Here is a 16,587-nt window from a genome sequence, read left to right as displayed (position 1 = left end):
GAACCACCCGGAATGAGGACGTCCTGACCGTACGTGCTCGGCACGTCCACAAAGCGGGGTGCACCGCACCGTCGCGGTGGCCGACTTCGCTGCTGATTCAGCTGCTGACCGGATCGATCGACCGGGTCAGGCACAACGAGACGAAGTGCTCTTCCGAAGGACGGCGCGCGGATGAGGGGGAGCGGCGGTGGCGAGGAGCCGGAGCAGCTGCATCAGCGGCCGGAAGAGCGGGTGGTACTGCACGGTCGACTTCGGTCCATGCCAGCCCCACCTCCTCCGGCCGGTCCCTCGTGAGGGACGATCGATTCCCTCTGTTTGGGAGGGTTCCCCGTAGGGGAGTCTTCAGGCGTCGGGGTCGTGACCGCGACGCTTCTGCGTGCTGCCCCGAACGCTGGCCAGAGTACCAGTCACGTGACCTGTCAAGGCGCCGCTTTGCCGCTTCCCTACGAGTTCTATGCTCGCCGCATGGCTGATGTTCTTCCTCTGGTCGAAGCCCGGTTGCTGAGCGCGCTGGGCGAGCCGGACGCGCGCGCGGCGGTCACCTTCCTCGGCACCGACCGCATCGAGGTGCTCCGCTTCCCGGGCGGTGGCCAGGAGGGCGACATCGTCCGCTACGCCACGCTCGGCATGTCGGCCCAGCCCATGGCGGACCCCACGGCGGTGCTCGCCGACCCGGTCAAGGGCCCGCGCGCCGAGCTGGTCCTCTCCGTCCGGGACGGCCTGGCCGACACCGGCAAGGTGCTCCGCCCGCTCGCCGTGCTCGCCGCGTCGCCGCAGGTCGAGGGTGTGATCGTGGCGCCCGGCGCCTCGCTGGACGTCGGTGAGCCGCTGTGGCCGGGGGCCCCTTTCACCTCGGTCCTGGTGGCCGAGCCGGGCGGCCTGGTCGAGGACCTGGAGCTGGACGCGCCGCTGGACGCCGTACGGTTCCTGCCGCTGCTGCCGATGACGCCGAACGAGGCCGCGTGGAAGCGGGTGCACGGCGCGCAGGCGCTCCAGGAGCGCTGGCTGACGCACGGGACGGACCTGCGCGATCCGTCCCGCAGGTCCGTCCCGCTGGAGTGACGGAACTCACCGCACACCGCACACCGCTCGTCGGTCGGTGGCGTCGGTGGCATCGGTGGTCAGTCGGCGAAGACCGCGACTCCGTCCTCGGTCGCGTGCCCGGGCTCCAGCGCCTCCGCCTCGTAGGTGAGCGCGCGACGCCGTACGACGACCACGACCGCGCCCAGGGCGGCGGTGACCGCCGCGACCACGAAGGGGAGGTGGATGTCGGTCCACTCCTCGATCTTCGGCGCGAAGTAGGGGGCCGCGGCCGCGGCGAACCAGCGCACGAAGTTGTAGCCCGCGCTCGCCACCGGACGCGGCGCGTCCGACACGCCGAGGGCCAGCTCGGTGTAGACCGTGTTGTTCACGCCGATGAAGGCGCCCGACAGGATCGTGCAGACGATGGCCGTGGTGTGGTCGCCGTAGCCGAGGACCAGGACGTCGGCGGCGAGCAGCACCAGTGAGCCGCCGAGCACCTTCAGCGAGCCGAAGCGCTTCTGCATGCGCGGTGCCACGAGGACCGAGAAGACGGCGAGCAGGACGCCCCACGCGAAGAACACGGCGCCGGACTTGTACGGGGACATGTTCAGCACGAACGGCGTGAAGGCCAGCACGGTGAAGAACGTGTAGTTGTAGAAGAACGCCGAGACCGCTGCGGAGGCGAGACCGCCGTGGCCCAGCGCCCTGAGCGGGTCCAGCAGGGAGGTCCTGCGGGCCGGCCTCGGCTGTTCCTTGAGGAACACCGTGATGCACAGGAAGCCGATCGCCATCAGGAACGCCGTGCCGAAGAACGGGTAGCGCCAGCTGGCGTCGCCGAGCAGGGCGCCGAGCAGCGGCCCGCAGGCCATTCCGAGGCCGAGGGCGGACTCGTAGAGCAGGATCGCCGCGGCGCTGCCGCCGGCCGCCGCGCCGACGATGACGGCGAGCGCCGTGGAGACGAACAGCGCGTTGCCGAGGCCCCAGCCCGCCCGGTAGCCGACCAGCTGGCCGACCGTGTCGGAGGTGCCCGCCAGGCCCGCGAAGACGATGACGAAGGCCAGGCCGAGCAGCAGGGTCTTGCGTCCGCCGATGCGGCTGGAGACGAAACCGGTGACCAGCATCGCCAGGGCGGTGATGAGGAAGTACGAGGTGAACAGGAGGGAGACCTGGCCTGCGTCGGCGTCCAGGCCCTTGGCGATGGACGGCAGGATCGGGTCGACGAGTCCGATGCCCATGAAGGCCACGACGGACGCCCCGGCGGTCGCCCACACCGCCTTGGGCTGCCGCAGGATGCCGCCGGCACCCGCGTCGAAGGGGTCCATGCTTGCTCCGTGACGACGTGAATGGTTGGTGTTTACACATAGTATGTTAGCCCGGCTAATAAATGCAACATACATCTAATGTTGCCGGGGTCGGCCCGGTCCGACGGGCCCCTTCCGCCCGGATGGGTGATCGTCCTTGACGCGGGCGGGTGCGGGTAGGACCGTGGGGCTCTATGAGGGGCGAACCCAGTTGCCCGAAGTGTGGTGGCCGGGTCAGGGCGCCCGGCCTCTTCGCCGATTCCTGGCAGTGCGACCTGCACGGGACCGTGCACCCGATGCAGCCCGTGCTTCCGCCCAGCGTCGAGGCGCTCGGCGTCGTGGTGCACCGCACTCAGGTGCCGGTGTGGATGCCGTGGCCGCTGCCGGTCGGCTGGCTGTTCACCGGCGTGGCCTGCGCGGGCGACGACCGCAGCGGCGGCCGGGCGACAGCCGTGGCCTGCTCCGGGCCCGGCCCCCTCGGGGGCATGGGTGAGCTGATCCTGATCGCCGAGGAACTCGGCGTCGGTCTCGGAGCGCGCTACGCGGGCATCGACGCCCCGGACCCGGGGCCGTACATGAACGTCGAGAAGCCGCCCCAGGCCAAGGTGCTGGCCGCGGGCCGCCCGACTCCCCTCTGGCACGTCTCCGGCGCCCCCGCCGACCGGGCCGTCTTCGCCGGCGAGGCCCTCGGGCTGTGGCTGTGGGCCGTCGTGTGGCCTGAGCGGTCGGGGCTGCTGATGTACGAGGAACTGGTGCTGACCGATCTGCGGGACGCGGGCGCCGAGGTCGACCTGGTGCCGTGCGGGGCGCTGTCACCGCGCTTGCTCCGGCCATAGGGGTCGGTTCCCCGCCGGACCTCACGGGTGCGGGGAGGTGCCGGGCCGATGCGGCGGGCGTGGGGAGGCGCCGGTCCGTCCGCGGAGGGGCGCCGACGGCCGTGTAGGGGGCGCAGGGCTGCTTCGGGTGTGACGGTGGGGGCCGGAGTTCCGGTTATCCTTGAGCGTCCCCTTCCGTCCCGTCACCGCTTGGAGTCAGCGTCGTGCGCATCGATCTGCACACCCACTCCACCGCGTCCGACGGCACGGACACCCCGTCCCAGCTGGTGCGCAAGGCCGCCACGGCCGGGCTGGACGTCATCGCGCTGACCGACCACGACACCACCCGCGGCCACGCCGAGGCCGTCGCCGCGCTCCCCGAGGGGCTCACCCTGGTCACCGGCGCGGAACTCTCCTGCCGGGTCGACGGCGTCAGCATGCACATGCTGGCCTACCTCTTCGACCCCGAGGAGCCCGCCCTGCTCGCCGAGCGCGAGCTGGTCCGGGACGACCGGGTGCCGCGGGCCCAGGGCATGGTCGCCAAGCTGAACGAGCTGGGCGTGCCCGTCACCTGGGAGCAGGTCGCGCGCATCGCCGGTGACGGCTCGGTCGGACGGCCGCACGTCGCCTCCGCCCTCGTCGAACTCGGCGTCGTACCCACCGTGAGCGACGCCTTCACCGCGGACTGGCTGGCCGACGGCGGCCGGGTCTTCGTGCCGAAGCACGAGACCGACCCCTTCGAGGCGCTCCGGCTGGTCAAGGGCGCGGGCGGCGTCGCCGTCTTCGCCCACCCGGCCGCCGCCAAGCGGGGCCGCACGGTGCCGGAGGCCACGATCGCCGAGCTGGCGGCCGCCGGACTCGACGGCATCGAGGTCGATCACATGGACCACGACGCGGACACCCGGGCCCGGCTGCGGGGCATGGCGAAGGAGCTGGGGCTCCTGACGACCGGCTCCAGCGACTACCACGGCAGCCGGAAGGCCTGCGTGCTCGGCGAGTACACGACGGACCCCGAGGTGTACGGGGAGATCACGCGACGGGCGTTCGGGGCCTTCCCCGTGCCGGGGGCCGGCGGGGTCTGAGACCCGCCTCCCGCACGCCCGCCCTTCACTTCTCCGCAAGGCCAGTACCTCACCCATGTTCGACGTCGCCGTCTTCGGCTCCCTCTTCCTGACCCTTTTCGTGATCATGGACCCTCCCGGGATCACGCCGATCTTCCTCGCGCTGACCTCCGGTCGCCCCGCCAAGGTGCAGAAGCGGATGGCCCTCCAGGCCGTCTGCGTCGCCGGTGGCGTGATCACCGTGTTCGGTCTGCTCGGGCACCAGATCCTGGACTACCTGCACGTCTCCGTGCCCGCGCTGATGATCGCCGGCGGTCTGCTGCTCCTGCTGATCGCGCTGGACCTGCTCACCGGCAAGACGGACGAGCCCAAGCAGACCAAGGACGTCAACGTCGCCCTCGTCCCGCTGGGCATGCCGCTGCTCGCCGGGCCCGGGGCGATCGTGTCGGTCATCCTGGCGGTGGAGAAGGCCGACAGCGCGGCCACGCAGGTGTCGGTGTGGGCGGCGATCCTCGCCATCCACGTGGTGCTGTGGCTGGTGATGCGCTACTCGCTGCTGATCATCCGGGTCATCAAGGACGGCGGCGTGGTCCTGGTGACCCGCCTCGCCGGCATGATGCTCTCCGCGATCGCCGTGCAGCAGATCATCAACGGCGTGACGCAGGTGATCCAGACCGCGTGAGCGGACATGCGCGGGGCCCCGCACGGCGTTCCGTGCGGGGCCCCGGTGTTGTCGGGCGCGGGTCCGCGCTACGACGCCGTGGTGTCGGCGGGGCGGATCCACAGGCGCTGCCCTATGGCGGCGGCCTGCTGAACGATGCGGTTCACGGAGGCGGCGTCCACGACGGTCGTGTCCACGGGGGTTCCGTCGACGTCGTCGAGTCGCATGACTTCAAAGCGCATGGCCTCTCCCTTGATCTGGTCATCCTCCTGAGGAGAACTACTGGTGTGGCTCCCGGGTCGTCGGTGCCCGGGGCTTCCGTACCTAGTCAACGGGCTGCGTGTTACAAATATTCCTTACGCTAAGGAAATTTTTCGAACGTCTAACTACTGACCGGTACGCGATGCACCCCGGGCGGGCGGCCCGCACCCATACAAACCCGGTACAGGTCCCGGTACAAGACTGACGGGGACCAGTTGTGTTCGCAGCGTGACCGCCGGGACAATGGAGGCGATGAACGACGACCTCGCGTCCATGAACGCCCGCATCGATCGCACCAACGAGCTGCTGCACCGCATGCTCGCCGAGGTGGCCAAGACGCCCTCGACCCACGCGATCTTCGTCGACGCCGGCTATCTCTACGCGGCGGCGGGGCGCCTGGTGGCCGGCACTGAGGACCGCCGGGCCTTCGATCTGGACGCCGAGGGGCTGATCGAGGCCTTCATCGACACGGCCCGCACGATCTTCGCCGACAGCCGCCTGCTGCGGGTCTACTGGTACGACGGCGCCCGGCGCCGCATCCACACCGCCGAGCAGCAGTCCATCGCCGAGCTTCCGGACGTGAAGGTCCGCCTCGGCAATCTCAACGCCAACAACCAGCAGAAGGGCGTCGACTCCCTCATCCGCTCCGACCTGGAGTCCCTCGCCCGGCACCGCGCCATCAGCGACGCGGCCCTGCTCGGCGGCGACGAGGACCTGGTCTCCGCGGTCGAGGCGGCCCAGGGCTACGGCGCCCGCGTCCACCTGTGGGGCATCGAGGCCCCGGAGGGTCGCAACCAGGCCGATCCGCTGCTGTGGGAGGTGGACAGCCAGCGCACCTTCGACCTCGACTTCTTCAAGCCGTACGTCTCCCGCCGCACGGCCCAGGTCCACGAGGTGACGGGCGGCTCCCGTCCGGCCCGCGAGGACGTCCGGTTCGTCGGCGCGCAGGTCGCCGCGAAGTGGCTGGCCGCGCGGGGCCGCGAGTCACTGGTCGAACTCCTCCCCGGTCACCCCTACCTCCCCGGGTCGGTGGACCAGGACCTCCTGGTGGAGGCCGAGGGGCTGTTGCAGTACTCGCTCCGTGGCCAGTCCGACCTGCGACGGGCACTGCGGGACGGCTTCTGGGAGCATCTTCAGGCGCAGTACTAGGCCGTCGTCGGGAGGCGGCGCCGGACATCGTCGAAGAAGTCGGCCAGCGCGCGGGCGGTGGGCAGCGGCTGGTCGGTGTTGGGGGAGTGCTCGGCGCCGTTGATCACGGTCCGGCGCGCGTCCAGTCGTAGGGCCATCTCGTCCAGGAGGGGCACCGGCCAGGTGTCGTCGTAGGCGCCCGACAGCACGTGGCAGGGGGGCGCCACCGCGGCGAGTTCGGCGACGCGGTCCGGTTCGCTGCACAATTGGTGCCCGGTGGCGAGGAGTTGGGCGGGCCTCGTGCCCAGCCAGCGGCTGCGCAGCCGTTCCGGGTCCCCGGGGCCGACGGCGGGACCGCCGACCTCCTCGGGTGGGCCCATCGCCTGGATCACCTTCCAGACCTCGGCCATCGTCATCGTGTCGAGCGCGTCCCGCAGCAACTTCACCCGCTGCTGCTGGGAGACCGAGATCCGGGCCGGGCCCGAGGACATCAGGGTGAGGGACACGAACGGGGCGCGGTCGAGCAGGACGGCGGCGCGTGCGATCTGGCCGCCGAGGGAGTGCCCGACCAGATGCACCCGCACCCCGAGGGCGGCCACCTGCGCCAGCACGTCCTGCGCCAGCTCGGTCTGCGCGTAGGCGGCCTCGTCGTGCTCCGGCCCGTCGGACTCGTACTGCCCCCGGCCGTCCACGGCGACCGTACGGTAACCGCGCGCGCCGAGCGGTTCGTGCAGCAGCGTGAAGTCCTCCTTGCTCCCCGTGAAGCCGGGCAGCATCAGCACCACCCCCTTCGGCTCGGCCCCGCCGGCCACGGGTGAGTCGACGACGGCGAACTCACCGCGCGCGGTACGCAGTCGGTACGTGCGGGCGTCCGGGGGCGGGGCGAAGGCGGCGTTCCTGCTCACGGGCCGAGGTTATCCGGGGCGGGGGACGCGGGGCGGGGTGGCGGGTGGGTGTCGGATCGCGACCAGGCCGCGACCAGGCGGAGCAACGCCGTCGGCCCGGCCCCGCCTGGGTGGCGGGACCGGGCCGACGGTCGGAGGGAACGGTGCCGATCAGCTCTCGCCGGACTCCGATGCGGGCCGGCCGGCGGCCGCCGCCTTGCGGGTACGGCGGGCCTTCGGCTTCGCCTCGGCGTCGGGAGCCGCAGCGGGCGCCTCGACGGTCGCGGCGGCCTTACGGGTCCGACGCCGCGGTGCGGCCTCCGGCTCCTGCGAGGCCTGGGCCGGGATCCCGGCGGCGGCTTCGACGGGCTCGGCCGCCTTCCGGGTGCGGCGGCGCGGCTTCGCCTCGGCCGCCTCGACCGTGCCTTCGGCGGTGTCGACGGTGGCTTCGGCCTTGGTGGCGGCCGTCTTGCGGGTGCGGCGGGGCTTGGCCTCGGTGGTTTCCGGTGCCTGGGTCGCCGTCTCGACGGTCTCGGCGGGCTCCGCGGTCTTGCGGGTGCGGCGGCGCGGCTTGGTCTCCGCTGCCTCGGCCGTGCCTTCGGCGGTGTCGACGGTGGCTTCGGCCTTGGTGGCGGCCGCCTTCCGGGTGCGGCGGGGCTTGGCCTCGGCCGCTTCCGGCTCCTGCGCGCTCTGAGCCGGGATGCCGGCCGTGGCGCCCGCGGTCTCGACGGGCTCGGCCGCCTTCCGGGTGCGGCGGCGGGGCTTCGCCTCGGCCGCCTCGACCGTGCCTTCGGCGGTGTCGACGACGGCTTCGGCCTTTGCCGCGGCCGTCTTGCGGGTGCGCCGCGGCTTGGTCTCCGCGGCCTCGGCGGTGTCGACGGCGGTCTCCGCCTGGGCGGCGGCCGTCTTCCGGGTGCGGCGCGGCTTCGTCTCCGTCGGCTCGGAGACGGGCTCGGCCGTTCCCTCCGCCGTGGCGAGCGTCGCCTCGGCGGGTTCGGCGCCCTTGCGGGTGCGGCGGCGCGGCTTCTCCGCGGGCGCCTCGGTCACCGGAGCCGCGGCGATCACCGGCTCGTCGGCCGCCGGCTCGACCACAGCGGTGGTCTCCGGCAGGGCGGCCGGCGCCTCGGCCGACTTACGGGTACGGCGACGGCGCGAGCCCGACGGGGCGTCCGTGATCTCCGCGGTCTCGGAGGCCGCGACCGCGGTGCCCTCCGCCGCCTGCGCGACGGGGACGTCGGTCGTGGTGGCCGACGCCGGCCGACGGGACGACTCCCCACCACGCGTACGGCGTCGGCGGCGCAGGGTGCGGGGACCCTGGGCGGCGTCCGTGGCCGCGTCGGCGGCGGTGTCCGCGGCGTCGGTCACGGCCTCGGGCGCGCTGGTCGTCGCGGAGGTGTCCGCGTCCACCGGCGCTCCACCGCGCATCCGGCGCCGGCGACGCGGCGTCGTACCGGACGAACGCTCGCGCTCGGCGGGACGGGACTCGTCCCGACCGCCTCGGCCACCGCGGTCACCGCGGCCACCCCGGTCGCCGCGCGTGCGGCCACCACGGCCACCCGGCTCGCCCAGGTCCTCCAGCTCCTCCGCGTCCAGCCCGGCCCGCGTGCGCTCGGAGCGCGGGAGGACGCCCTTGGTGCCCTCCGGGATGCCCAGGTCGGTGTAGAAGTGGGGGGAGGTGGAGTACGTCTCCGGCGGGTCGTTGAAGCCCAGCTCGAGCGCCTTGTTGATCAGCTGCCAGCGCGGGATGTCGTCCCAGTCGACCAGCGTGATCGCCGTACCCTTGGCGCCCGCGCGGCCGGTGCGGCCGATGCGGTGCAGGTACGTCTTCTCCTCTTCCGGCGACTGGTAGTTGATGACGTGCGTCACGCCCTCGACGTCGATGCCGCGGGCGGCGACGTCGGTGCAGACGAGGACGTCCACCTTGCCGTTGCGGAAGGCGCGCAGGGCCTGCTCGCGGGCGCCCTGGCCGAGGTCGCCGTGGACCGCGCCGGAGGCGAAGCCGCGCTGCTTGAGCTGGTCGGCCAGGTCGGCGGCCGTGCGCTTGGTGCGGCAGAAGACCATGGCCAGTCCCCGGCCGTCGGCCTGCAGTATGCGCGCCACCATCTCGGGCTTGTCCATGTTGTGCGCGCGGTAGACGAACTGCTTCGTGTTCGCGACCGTCGCGCCCTCGCCGTCCGGGGAGGTGGCGCGGATGTGCGTGGGCTGCGACATGTAGCGGCGGGCGAGGCCGATGACCGCACCCGGCATGGTGGCCGAGAACAGCATGGTCTGGCGCCGGGCCGGCAGCATGTTGATGATCTTCTCGACGTCGGGCAGGAAGCCCAGGTCGAGCATCTCGTCGGCCTCGTCGAGGACCAGGCACTTGACGTGCTTCAGGCTGAGCTTCTTCTGGCCCGCCAGGTCCAGCAGGCGGCCCGGAGTGCCGACGATCACGTCGACGCCCTTCTTCAGGGCCTCCACCTGCGGCTCGTAGGCCCGGCCGCCGTAGATCGCCAGGACGCGCACGTTGCGGACCTTGCCGGCGGTCAGGAGGTCGTTGGTGACCTGCTGGCACAGCTCGCGCGTCGGGACGACGACGAGGGCCTGCGGGGCCTCGGTCAGGGCTTCGGGCGCGGCGCGGCCCGCCTCGACGTCGGCGGGTACGGTCACGCGCTCGAGGAGCGGGAGGCCGAAGCCCAGCGTCTTGCCGGTGCCGGTCTTGGCCTGGCCGATGACGTCCGTGCCCGACAGGGCCACGGGGAGCGTCATCTCCTGGATGGGGAAGGGGTTGATGATGCCGACGGCCTCGAGGGCTTCGGCGGTCTCGGGGAGGATTCCGAGGGAACGAAACGTCGTAGTCAGGGTGCTGCCTCTTCTGTGTACGTGGTGCGAGGCGAGCGCGCGGGTCGTGCCGGACCGTGTGTCGGGGACGTCGGCTGTCCTGCGGGAGAGCCGTAGGACACGGGACCTCTGTCGACGCTCCAGCGCTCGTACCACTGAGGGTCCCCCTCCGGATTCCGTACACAGCGTGGTGTACGGCAAGGGAGGGCTGTCGGGTCGGAGCCGATCGGGCCACCGACCGGGCATCCTCATGCGTGCGGCCCGACGACGATGTCACGTACCCGTACGTCACATACTCGGCAGGCGCATTACCACCATACCCCGGATTCGCGCACACGCGATGGCCGATTTGGTCACGTAGTCGTCGTCACACCGACTGACCAGGTACGAGCGGGGGCGGATCGGGATCGGACGGAGGCCGACCGGGGGCCTTCCGGCGGCCGGCGGGCGGGTTATTGTGCGCTGCATGACGAGCTCTGACAAGCCTGGCAACGCCGCAGCCGCCTCCGCCGGACCCACCGAACCCACCGGTGCCACCGGAGTAGCCGCCCAGGACTGGGCGACGGCCGCCGCCGACCCCCAGTACCGTGCCGCGGTCGTGGACCTGCTCGGCGCCCTCGCCTACGGCGAGCTGGCGGCGTTCGAGCGACTCGCCGAGGACGCCAAGCTGGCGCCCACGCTGGCGGACAAGGCGGAGCTGGCGAAGATGGCGTCGGCGGAGTTCCACCACTTCGAGCGCCTGGGCGGCCGCCTCGCCGAGATCGGTGAGGAGCCGACCGGGGCGATGGAGCCGTTCGTGGCCGCCTACGACGGTTTCCACAAGCAGACGGACCCCTCGGACTGGCTGGAGGGACTCGTCAAGGCCTATGTCGGCGACTCCATCGCGAGCGACTTCTACCGCGAGGTCGCGGCACGCCTCGACTCCGACACCCGTGAGCTGGTGCTGGCCGTGCTCGACGACACCGGGCACGCCGGTTTCGCCGTGGAGAAGGTGCGTGCGGCCATCGACGCGGACCCGCGGGTCGGCGGGCGGCTCGCGCTGTGGGCGCGGCGGCTGATGGGGGAGGCGCTCTCGCAGTCCCAGCGGGTGGTGGCCGACCGGGACGCGCTGTCCACGATGCTCGTGGGCGGGGTCGCGGACGGGTTCGACCTCGCCGAGGTCGGCCGGATGTTCTCCCGCATCACGGAGGCGCACACGAAGCGGATGGCCGCGCTGGGTCTGGCCGCCTGAGCCGGATCGCGGTCGGGCCCGACGGTACGGGATGACGCCCGGGTCGCAGGTGGGGCATGCGGCCCGGTCGCCGCTCGGGGCGCCCGGGCCGGCCCTCGGTCAGGCGGCCGGTCAGGCGGTCGCCGATCGGCGGCGGAGCCTGCCGGCGGGCCGCAGGAGCAGGGAGAGCGAGGCCGCGGAGATCACGGCCGAGCCCAGCAGGACCGGCAGGAGACCACCGGCACCCAGTGCGGTGTGCGTGACGAACGCCCCGAAGAGGGCTCCGGCGATCCCGGTCGGCAGGACCAGGACGCGGGCCGGGAGACGGTGCGGCAGTCGGTGGGCGGCGGCCCATGCCAGGGCAAGGCCGAGAAGTGTGGCGCTGAGCGCTTCCAAGAGCATGTCGGGGTCCCTCCCACGTGGCCGGCCCGCCCGAAACGGTCACAGTCTGGTTACCCCTGACCTGCGGAATGCAACCCTCCCCCTGTGGGTGAACTGTGCTCCGTCCGACATGAGGGAGGGGCCCGGCGGTGAGTCACCGCCGGGCCCCTCCCTTACTGCTTCCGCCCGTTACAGCGCGCCGAAGCCCACCTTGCGCGGGGTCGACTCGCCGATCTCGACGTAGGCGAGACGGTCGGCCGGTACCAGGATCTTGCGGCCGTGTTCGTCCACGAGGCTCAGGAGCTGCGACTTGCCGGCGAGCGCCTCGGCCACCACGCGCTCGACCTCCTCGGCAGTCTGACCGCTCTCCAGAACGATCTCGCGGGGCGCGTGCTGCACGCCGATCTTGACCTCCACGGCTATGTCCCTCCGACGGTCAGTGAAGTGCGCGATCTTCCGCGCCGTACTCCGCACACATTAGCCCGGTGAGGGGACGTACACGCTGCGTCCGAGAACGCCAAGAGCGAACAGCCGGCGGGAACAGAACCGGCGTGAACCGGCGCCGTCAGTGCTGCTCGCTGCCGTGCAGCGGGAAACCGGCGATGCCGCGCCAGGCCAGCGAGGTCAGCAGCTGCACCGACTGGTCGCGGGGCACGCTGCGGTCGCTGTGCAGCCAGGAGCGGGCCACCACCTGGGCGAGGCCGCCCAGCCCGGAGGCCAGCAGCATCGACTCGGCGCGCGAGAGACCGGTGTCCTCGGCGATGACGTCGCAGATCGCCTCGGCGCACTCGTTCGTGACCTTGTCGACGCGCTCGCGCACGGCGGGTTCGTTGGTCAGGTCCGACTCGAAGACCAGCCGGAAGGCGCCGCCGTCGTCCTCGACGTACGCGAAGTACGCGTCCATCGTGGCCCGGACGCGCTGCTTGTTGTCGGTCGTCGAGGCGAGCGCGCTCCGTACGGACTGGATCAGGGACTCGCAGTGCTGGTCCAGCAGGGCGAGGTAGAGGTCGAGCTTGCCCGGGAAGTGCTGGTAGAGCACCGGCTTGCTGACCCCTGCGCGCTCGGCGATGTCGTCCATGGCGGCCGCGTGGTAGCCCTGGGCCACAAAGACTTCCTGCGCGGCGCCCAGCAGCTGGTTGCGTCGGGCTCGGCGGGGAAGGCGTGTGCCCCGCGGGCGTACCGCCTCTGTCTGCTCGATGGCTGTCACGCCGCCTCCCATAGTCGTCCACGTGCGGTGTGCGCCGCCTCGTCATCGTACTTTTCGGTAACCGTGCTGTGCGCGGTGCGAGCGCAGAATTTCACGGACCGGACGGTGGCGATAGCTGCACAACAGGTTTCAAAAGGGTCCAGGCCGGGCAGAAGGCGGCGCTCCTTTCCGCTGGGCAAGTCGCTTCGCCGCCATTCGGCGGCGTCCCGTCTCAGCGGTAGTCGTCCTCGTCGTGGGAGACCACCCGCGCCTGTTCGGCGAGGTCGGCCTCGTTGGCACGGTCCGGTTCGATGCCGGTCAGCGGGTCGTCGCGCTCCGGGGCGACGTCCGTCCGCTGCTCGGCCGCGTCGGCGTCCGGCGCCTCGACGTCGATTTCCTTCGCGTCCTGCGCCCCGGTCTCGAAGGTCTCGGGGTCGGTGGGGTCGACGGTCATGCTGGGCTCCCTTCCTACGAACGTCCCTGGAGGTTCAGGGGGTCACACGCGGGTGCCCACTTCATGAGCCTAGGAGACACCCGTTCCGGACGCCATGCGTCGGGCGGGGCCGCGGGCGGCGGGGTGAGGGTCGAGGGCCGAGGTGAAGGGGAGTGGTGGACGGGGCGGACACGCCGGTCCGACTTGTGACGGCGAACACATGAACCACTGCGTGATCGTCTCGTAACATTGCCGCATGCCTTCGACCGAGCCGCCGTCACTGTCGCCCGCGAACGTGCTGCCGAAGGTCGCGGCCGTCAAGGTCGCGGACGGCGAGCGCCTCCGGTCGGTCCAGCTGCCCGGCGTCACGCTGACGGTGCGTTCGAGACCACCGGCCCGCGAAGGGCTGCCGCCCGCGCTGTACGTGCACGGCCTCGGCGGTTCCTCGCAGAACTGGTCGGCGCTGATGCCGCTGCTGGACGGTGTCGTCGACAGCGAGGCCGTCGACCTCCCCGGCTTCGGCGACTCCCCGCCGCCCGACGACGGGGACTACTCGATCACGGGGCACGCGCGCGCGGTGGTCCGCCTCCTCGACGCGGCCGGGCGCGGTCCCGTGCACCTCTTCGGCAACTCCCTCGGTGGCGCCGTCGTCACCCGCGTGGCCGCGGCCCGCCCGGACCTGGTGCGGACGCTGACCCTCGTGTCGCCCGCGCTGCCGGAACTCCGTGTGCAGCGCAGTGCCGTGCCGACGGGGATGCTGGCGCTGCCCGGCGTGGTGGCGCTGTTCACCCGGCTCACCAGGGAGTGGACCGCCGAGCAGCGGGTGCGCGGCGTCACGACGCTCTGCTACGGGGACCCGGAGCGGGTGTCCCCGGAAGGCTTCCGCAACGCCGTGGAGGAGATGGAGCGGCGGTTGCGGCTGCCGTACTTCTGGGACGCGATGGCGCGTTCGGCGCGCGGGATCGTGAACGCGTACACCCTGGGCGGCCAGCACGGGCTGTGGCGACAGGCCGAGCGGGTTCTCGCGCCCACGCTCCTGGTCTACGGTGGACGCGACCAACTCGTCGGCTACCGCATGGCCCAGCGCGCCGCCCGAGCCTTCCGCGACTCCCGGCTGCTGACCCTGCCGGACGCGGGACACGTGGCGATGATGGAGTATCCGGAGGCCGTGGCCAGGGCGTTCCGCGAACTGCTCGCGGACACCGGGCAGCCTGCCACCGGCGAGAGGACCGCCAGGGCCGTGGACGACGAGCCCGCCGACCAGAGCACAGGAGGCTGAGGCGCGACGTGGGACGCCACAGCCGCCGCGGGCCCGCACCCAAGGCCGACGACGCGGACATCACCGCAGCAGCGCGGGAGGGCCGGCCCGGCCTGCTGGGCCGCCGCCGCGCGCCCGGCTCCCGGACCGGGGAGCAGACGTCACCGGCATCCGGGACCGCCGGGGGACCCGGCGCGCCGGCCCGTGGGGTCCCGGGTGGGGCCGCCCGGGGCGAGGGCCGTGGTGGGCCCGGGGAGTATCCGGGGCCGGGGCGGTGGCTTCCGGAGGGCACGCCGGGACCGTCGGGGCGGCAGTCTCCGGACGGCGCCCCGGGGCGTGGCCGTCCGACGGATTCGAGGGGTACGCCGGCGCAGGGGTTTCCGAGGGTGCCGGACGGTACGCCGGCGCATGGGGTTCCGCGGATGTCCGACGGGACTCCTGCGCACGGGTTTCCGCGGATGTCCGATGGAACTCCGGCGCGTGGCGTGCCGAGGTTCGATGACGGGACTCCGGCACGTGGTGTCCCGAGGCTCGCCGACGGGACGCCCGGTGGGGGTTTTCCCCGGGTGCCGGACGGTACGCCGGCTCACGGGTTTCCGCGGGTGGCGGACGGGACTCCGGCCCATGGGTTTCCGCGGGTGGCGGACGGGGCTCCGGCGCGCGGTGTGCCGGGGTTCGGTGGTGGCGCCCCGGTGCACGGAGGGCCGAGAGCTGCCGACGGCACGCCCGCGCACGGCGTGCCGCGCGTGCGTGGTGGTCATCCCGAGCAGCGTGAATCCGGCGGCGGGTGGGGCGAGCTGGACGGGCGCGGGCGCGCGGGCGCCGGTCACGCCACGCCGGCCGGCCCGCCTTCGGGTGCCGCCGCGCGCCCCGGGGCGCCCTTCCCGCGGCAGCGGCAGGGTCCGCCGGGAGGTCCGCGGCAGGAGTACCTGGACGCTTTCGGTGAGCGCGACGACGTCTTCACGGCCCGGCCCCCGCGCCGTACGCCCGTACCCGCGCAGCCCTTCGACCCGGGGCCCTCGGACCCGTACTCCACCGTCACCGACTGGAGCGCCGACGACGGCAGCGGCAGGGGCAACGGTGGTACCGCCTCCGGCGCCGACGACGCGGCGCCCACGGGCGACCCCGCGCCGGTCAAGGGCGGCAAGGGCAGGACCTTCACCGGCATCGCCGCGGCGGCCGTCACGACCGTGCTGGCGGTCGTCGTGGCCGGTCAGGTCGCCGACGGGGCGGACGGTGACGACATGCGGTCGCAGGCCGCCACCGACCAGGCCCGTGACGTGCACGACTCCGCCTCGCGGGCGGAAGGGCGGCCGACGCCCTCCACGCCGGAGACCACGGTGCCGCTGACGTACGCACAGAAGATGGGGAAGACGTATCCGCTCGGCGCCACGCTCAAGGGCTCGGGCCGGTTCGACGCGATCCCCGGCATCGCCAAGGGGCCCGGAAAGGGGGAGAAGTACACCTACCGTGTGGACGTCGAGCAGGGGCTCGGCCTGGACGGGGAACTCTTCGCCGAGGCCGTGCACAAGACGCTCAACGACGACCGGAGCTGGGCCCACGACGGCGCCCGCAGCTTCGAGCGGATCCACTCCGGACAGCCCAACTTCGTGATCACGCTGGCCAGTCCCGGCACCACCGCCGACTGGTGCGCCAAGTCCGGCCTGGACACCACCGAGGACAACGTCTCCTGCGACTCCGCCGCCACCGAGCGCGTGATGATCAACGCCTACCGCTGGGCGCAGGGCGCGGAGCCCTTCGGCGACGCGATCCACGCGTACCGGCAGATGCTGATCAACCACGAGGTGGGCCACCGCATCGGCTTCAACCACGTCAGCTGCGACAAGGACGGCGAGCTGGCCCCCGTCATGCAGCAGCAGACCAAGTTCGTCGATCACGACGGGATCGACTGTCGGCCGAACGCCTGGGCGTACCCCAACAGTTGACGGGTCCGGCGCGCCTGCAGAGGCGCGAGGGTGACGCACGGTGATTTCTTGATCCCTTAGCGCGACGGAACGCCGTTCGTGCGGGAAAGTTACGACCGTTCACCCCTTTTGGTGGGGGGGGGGGAAAACCTCCCTCCCCCCCCCCCCCCCCCCCCCCTCCCTCCCCCCCCCACACCCGACCACCACCAGTTTCCCCAACAAGGAGACCAAAGTTCTACA

Annotated in this window: 16 protein-coding genes; 8 read left to right on the top strand and 8 right to left on the bottom strand. The window is 72.4% G+C overall.

Features of this window, described 5'->3' with window-relative positions:
* The first annotated feature begins 465 nt into the window (after positions 1 to 465).
* The gene (locus AC07FV_RS18270; protein WP_479088364.1) at positions 466 to 1,062 is read left to right on the top strand and encodes a suppressor of fused domain protein; all 597 of its coding nucleotides are present in this window, start codon (positions 466 to 468) and stop codon (positions 1,060 to 1,062) included.
* Between the two features lie 59 nt (positions 1,063 to 1,121).
* Here the strand turns inward: AC07FV_RS18270 and AC07FV_RS18265 are convergent, their stop codons facing one another.
* On the bottom strand, positions 1,122 to 2,345 hold the full coding sequence (locus AC07FV_RS18265) for an MFS transporter (protein WP_479088363.1): 1,224 nt from the start codon (positions 2,343 to 2,345) through the stop codon (positions 1,122 to 1,124).
* Positions 2,346 to 2,518: 173 nt separating this feature from the next.
* On the opposite strand from AC07FV_RS18265, the gene AC07FV_RS18260 reads away from it, so the two are divergent.
* The 3 genes from AC07FV_RS18260 to AC07FV_RS18250 all read left to right on the top strand — a co-directional run bounded on the left by AC07FV_RS18260 (position 2,519) and on the right by AC07FV_RS18250 (position 4,882).
* Entirely contained in the window at positions 2,519 to 3,160 is a 642-nt protein-coding gene (locus AC07FV_RS18260; protein ID WP_479088361.1) for a DUF6758 family protein, read from the top strand.
* Between the two features lie 203 nt (positions 3,161 to 3,363).
* Positions 3,364 to 4,221, top strand: coding sequence for a PHP domain-containing protein (locus AC07FV_RS18255; RefSeq protein WP_479088360.1), 858 nt, complete (start codon positions 3,364 to 3,366; stop codon positions 4,219 to 4,221).
* A gap of 55 nt (positions 4,222 to 4,276) precedes the next feature.
* The gene (locus tag AC07FV_RS18250; protein WP_479088359.1) at positions 4,277 to 4,882 is read left to right on the top strand and encodes a MarC family protein; all 606 of its coding nucleotides are present in this window, start codon (positions 4,277 to 4,279) and stop codon (positions 4,880 to 4,882) included.
* Between the two features lie 68 nt (positions 4,883 to 4,950).
* Here AC07FV_RS18250 and AC07FV_RS18245 read toward each other — a convergent pair whose 3' ends face one another.
* Positions 4,951 to 5,103 (bottom strand): hypothetical protein, encoded by a 153-nt coding sequence (locus AC07FV_RS18245; protein WP_320774363.1) that lies wholly within the window; start codon positions 5,101 to 5,103, stop codon positions 4,951 to 4,953.
* A 262-nt stretch (positions 5,104 to 5,365) separates the two neighbouring features.
* Between AC07FV_RS18245 and AC07FV_RS18240 the strand changes: the two genes are divergently transcribed.
* Positions 5,366 to 6,271, top strand: a complete 906-nt coding sequence (locus AC07FV_RS18240; protein WP_479088609.1) for an NYN domain-containing protein — start codon at positions 5,366 to 5,368, stop codon at positions 6,269 to 6,271.
* On the opposite strand, the gene AC07FV_RS18235 is transcribed toward AC07FV_RS18240, so the two are convergent.
* Together AC07FV_RS18235 and AC07FV_RS18230 are read right to left on the bottom strand one after the other, a co-directional pair.
* Positions 6,268 to 7,155, bottom strand: coding sequence for an alpha/beta fold hydrolase (locus AC07FV_RS18235; RefSeq protein ID WP_479088357.1), 888 nt, complete (start codon positions 7,153 to 7,155; stop codon positions 6,268 to 6,270). The genes AC07FV_RS18240 and AC07FV_RS18235 overlap by 4 nt on opposite strands.
* 150 nt (positions 7,156 to 7,305) lie before the next feature.
* Complete coding sequence (locus AC07FV_RS18230; protein WP_479088355.1) at positions 7,306 to 9,882, bottom strand: DEAD/DEAH box helicase; 2,577 nt, start codon at positions 9,880 to 9,882, stop codon at positions 7,306 to 7,308.
* A 538-nt stretch (positions 9,883 to 10,420) separates the two neighbouring features.
* On the opposite strand from AC07FV_RS18230, the gene AC07FV_RS18225 reads away from it, so the two are divergent.
* Positions 10,421 to 11,185 (top strand): ferritin-like domain-containing protein, encoded by a 765-nt coding sequence (locus tag AC07FV_RS18225; protein ID WP_479088353.1) that lies wholly within the window; start codon positions 10,421 to 10,423, stop codon positions 11,183 to 11,185.
* A gap of 111 nt (positions 11,186 to 11,296) precedes the next feature.
* On the opposite strand, the gene AC07FV_RS18220 is transcribed toward AC07FV_RS18225, so the two are convergent.
* The 4 genes from AC07FV_RS18220 to AC07FV_RS18205 form a co-directional block, all read right to left on the bottom strand.
* Entirely contained in the window at positions 11,297 to 11,566 is a 270-nt protein-coding gene (locus AC07FV_RS18220; RefSeq protein ID WP_383645005.1) for a hypothetical protein, read from the bottom strand.
* A 168-nt stretch (positions 11,567 to 11,734) separates the two neighbouring features.
* A complete protein-coding gene (locus AC07FV_RS18215; protein WP_479088351.1) occupies positions 11,735 to 11,962 on the bottom strand; it encodes a DUF3107 domain-containing protein in 228 nt (75 codons plus the stop codon).
* Positions 11,963 to 12,110: 148 nt separating this feature from the next.
* Complete coding sequence (locus AC07FV_RS18210; RefSeq protein WP_053142796.1) at positions 12,111 to 12,752, bottom strand: TetR/AcrR family transcriptional regulator; 642 nt, start codon at positions 12,750 to 12,752, stop codon at positions 12,111 to 12,113.
* A 211-nt stretch (positions 12,753 to 12,963) separates the two neighbouring features.
* A complete protein-coding gene (locus AC07FV_RS18205) occupies positions 12,964 to 13,185 on the bottom strand; it encodes a hypothetical protein (RefSeq protein WP_479088349.1) in 222 nt (73 codons plus the stop codon).
* Positions 13,186 to 13,420: 235 nt separating this feature from the next.
* Between AC07FV_RS18205 and AC07FV_RS18200 the strand changes: the two genes are divergently transcribed.
* Together AC07FV_RS18200 and AC07FV_RS18195 are read left to right on the top strand one after the other, a co-directional pair.
* Positions 13,421 to 14,443: an alpha/beta fold hydrolase gene (locus tag AC07FV_RS18200; protein WP_479088347.1), complete on the top strand. Its 1,023-nt coding sequence runs from the start codon at positions 13,421 to 13,423 to the stop codon at positions 14,441 to 14,443.
* A gap of 437 nt (positions 14,444 to 14,880) precedes the next feature.
* Positions 14,881 to 16,368 carry a DUF3152 domain-containing protein gene (locus AC07FV_RS18195; RefSeq protein ID WP_479088346.1) on the top strand — a complete coding sequence of 496 codons (1,488 nt, stop codon included), beginning with the start codon at positions 14,881 to 14,883 and terminating at the stop codon, positions 16,366 to 16,368.
* Positions 16,369 to 16,587 lie beyond the last annotated feature (219 nt).

The sequence above is a fragment of the Streptomyces sp. NPDC045956 genome (assembly GCF_056430705.1).
Note: the sequence above shows the minus strand (reverse complement) of the source record. Positions and strands in the feature narration are given on the sequence as shown.

Bases quoted from the DNA above. Each gene is read 5' to 3' on its own strand.
- AC07FV_RS18245 (WP_320774363.1), bottom strand. From the start codon at position 5,103: ATGCGCTTTGAAGTCATGCGACTCGACGACGTCGACGGAACCCCCGTG.
- AC07FV_RS18195 (WP_479088346.1), top strand. From the start codon at position 14,881: ATGTCCGATGGAACTCCGGCGCGTGGCGTGCCGAGGTTCGATGACGGG.
- AC07FV_RS18220 (WP_383645005.1), bottom strand. From the start codon at position 11,566: ATGCTCTTGGAAGCGCTCAGCGCCACACTTCTCGGCCTTGCCCTGGCA.
- AC07FV_RS18240 (WP_479088609.1), top strand. From the start codon at position 5,366: ATGGAGGCGATGAACGACGACCTCGCGTCCATGAACGCCCGCATCGAT.
- AC07FV_RS18200 (WP_479088347.1), top strand. From the start codon at position 13,421: ATGCCTTCGACCGAGCCGCCGTCACTGTCGCCCGCGAACGTGCTGCCG.
- AC07FV_RS18205 (WP_479088349.1), bottom strand. From the start codon at position 13,185: ATGACCGTCGACCCCACCGACCCCGAGACCTTCGAGACCGGGGCGCAG.
- AC07FV_RS18230 (WP_479088355.1), bottom strand. From the start codon at position 9,882: ATGACGCTCCCCGTGGCCCTGTCGGGCACGGACGTCATCGGCCAGGCC.
- AC07FV_RS18225 (WP_479088353.1), top strand. From the start codon at position 10,421: ATGACGAGCTCTGACAAGCCTGGCAACGCCGCAGCCGCCTCCGCCGGA.
- AC07FV_RS18250 (WP_479088359.1), top strand. From the start codon at position 4,277: ATGTTCGACGTCGCCGTCTTCGGCTCCCTCTTCCTGACCCTTTTCGTG.
- AC07FV_RS18270 (WP_479088364.1), top strand. From the start codon at position 466: ATGGCTGATGTTCTTCCTCTGGTCGAAGCCCGGTTGCTGAGCGCGCTG.
- AC07FV_RS18260 (WP_479088361.1), top strand. From the start codon at position 2,519: ATGAGGGGCGAACCCAGTTGCCCGAAGTGTGGTGGCCGGGTCAGGGCG.
- AC07FV_RS18265 (WP_479088363.1), bottom strand. From the start codon at position 2,345: ATGGACCCCTTCGACGCGGGTGCCGGCGGCATCCTGCGGCAGCCCAAG.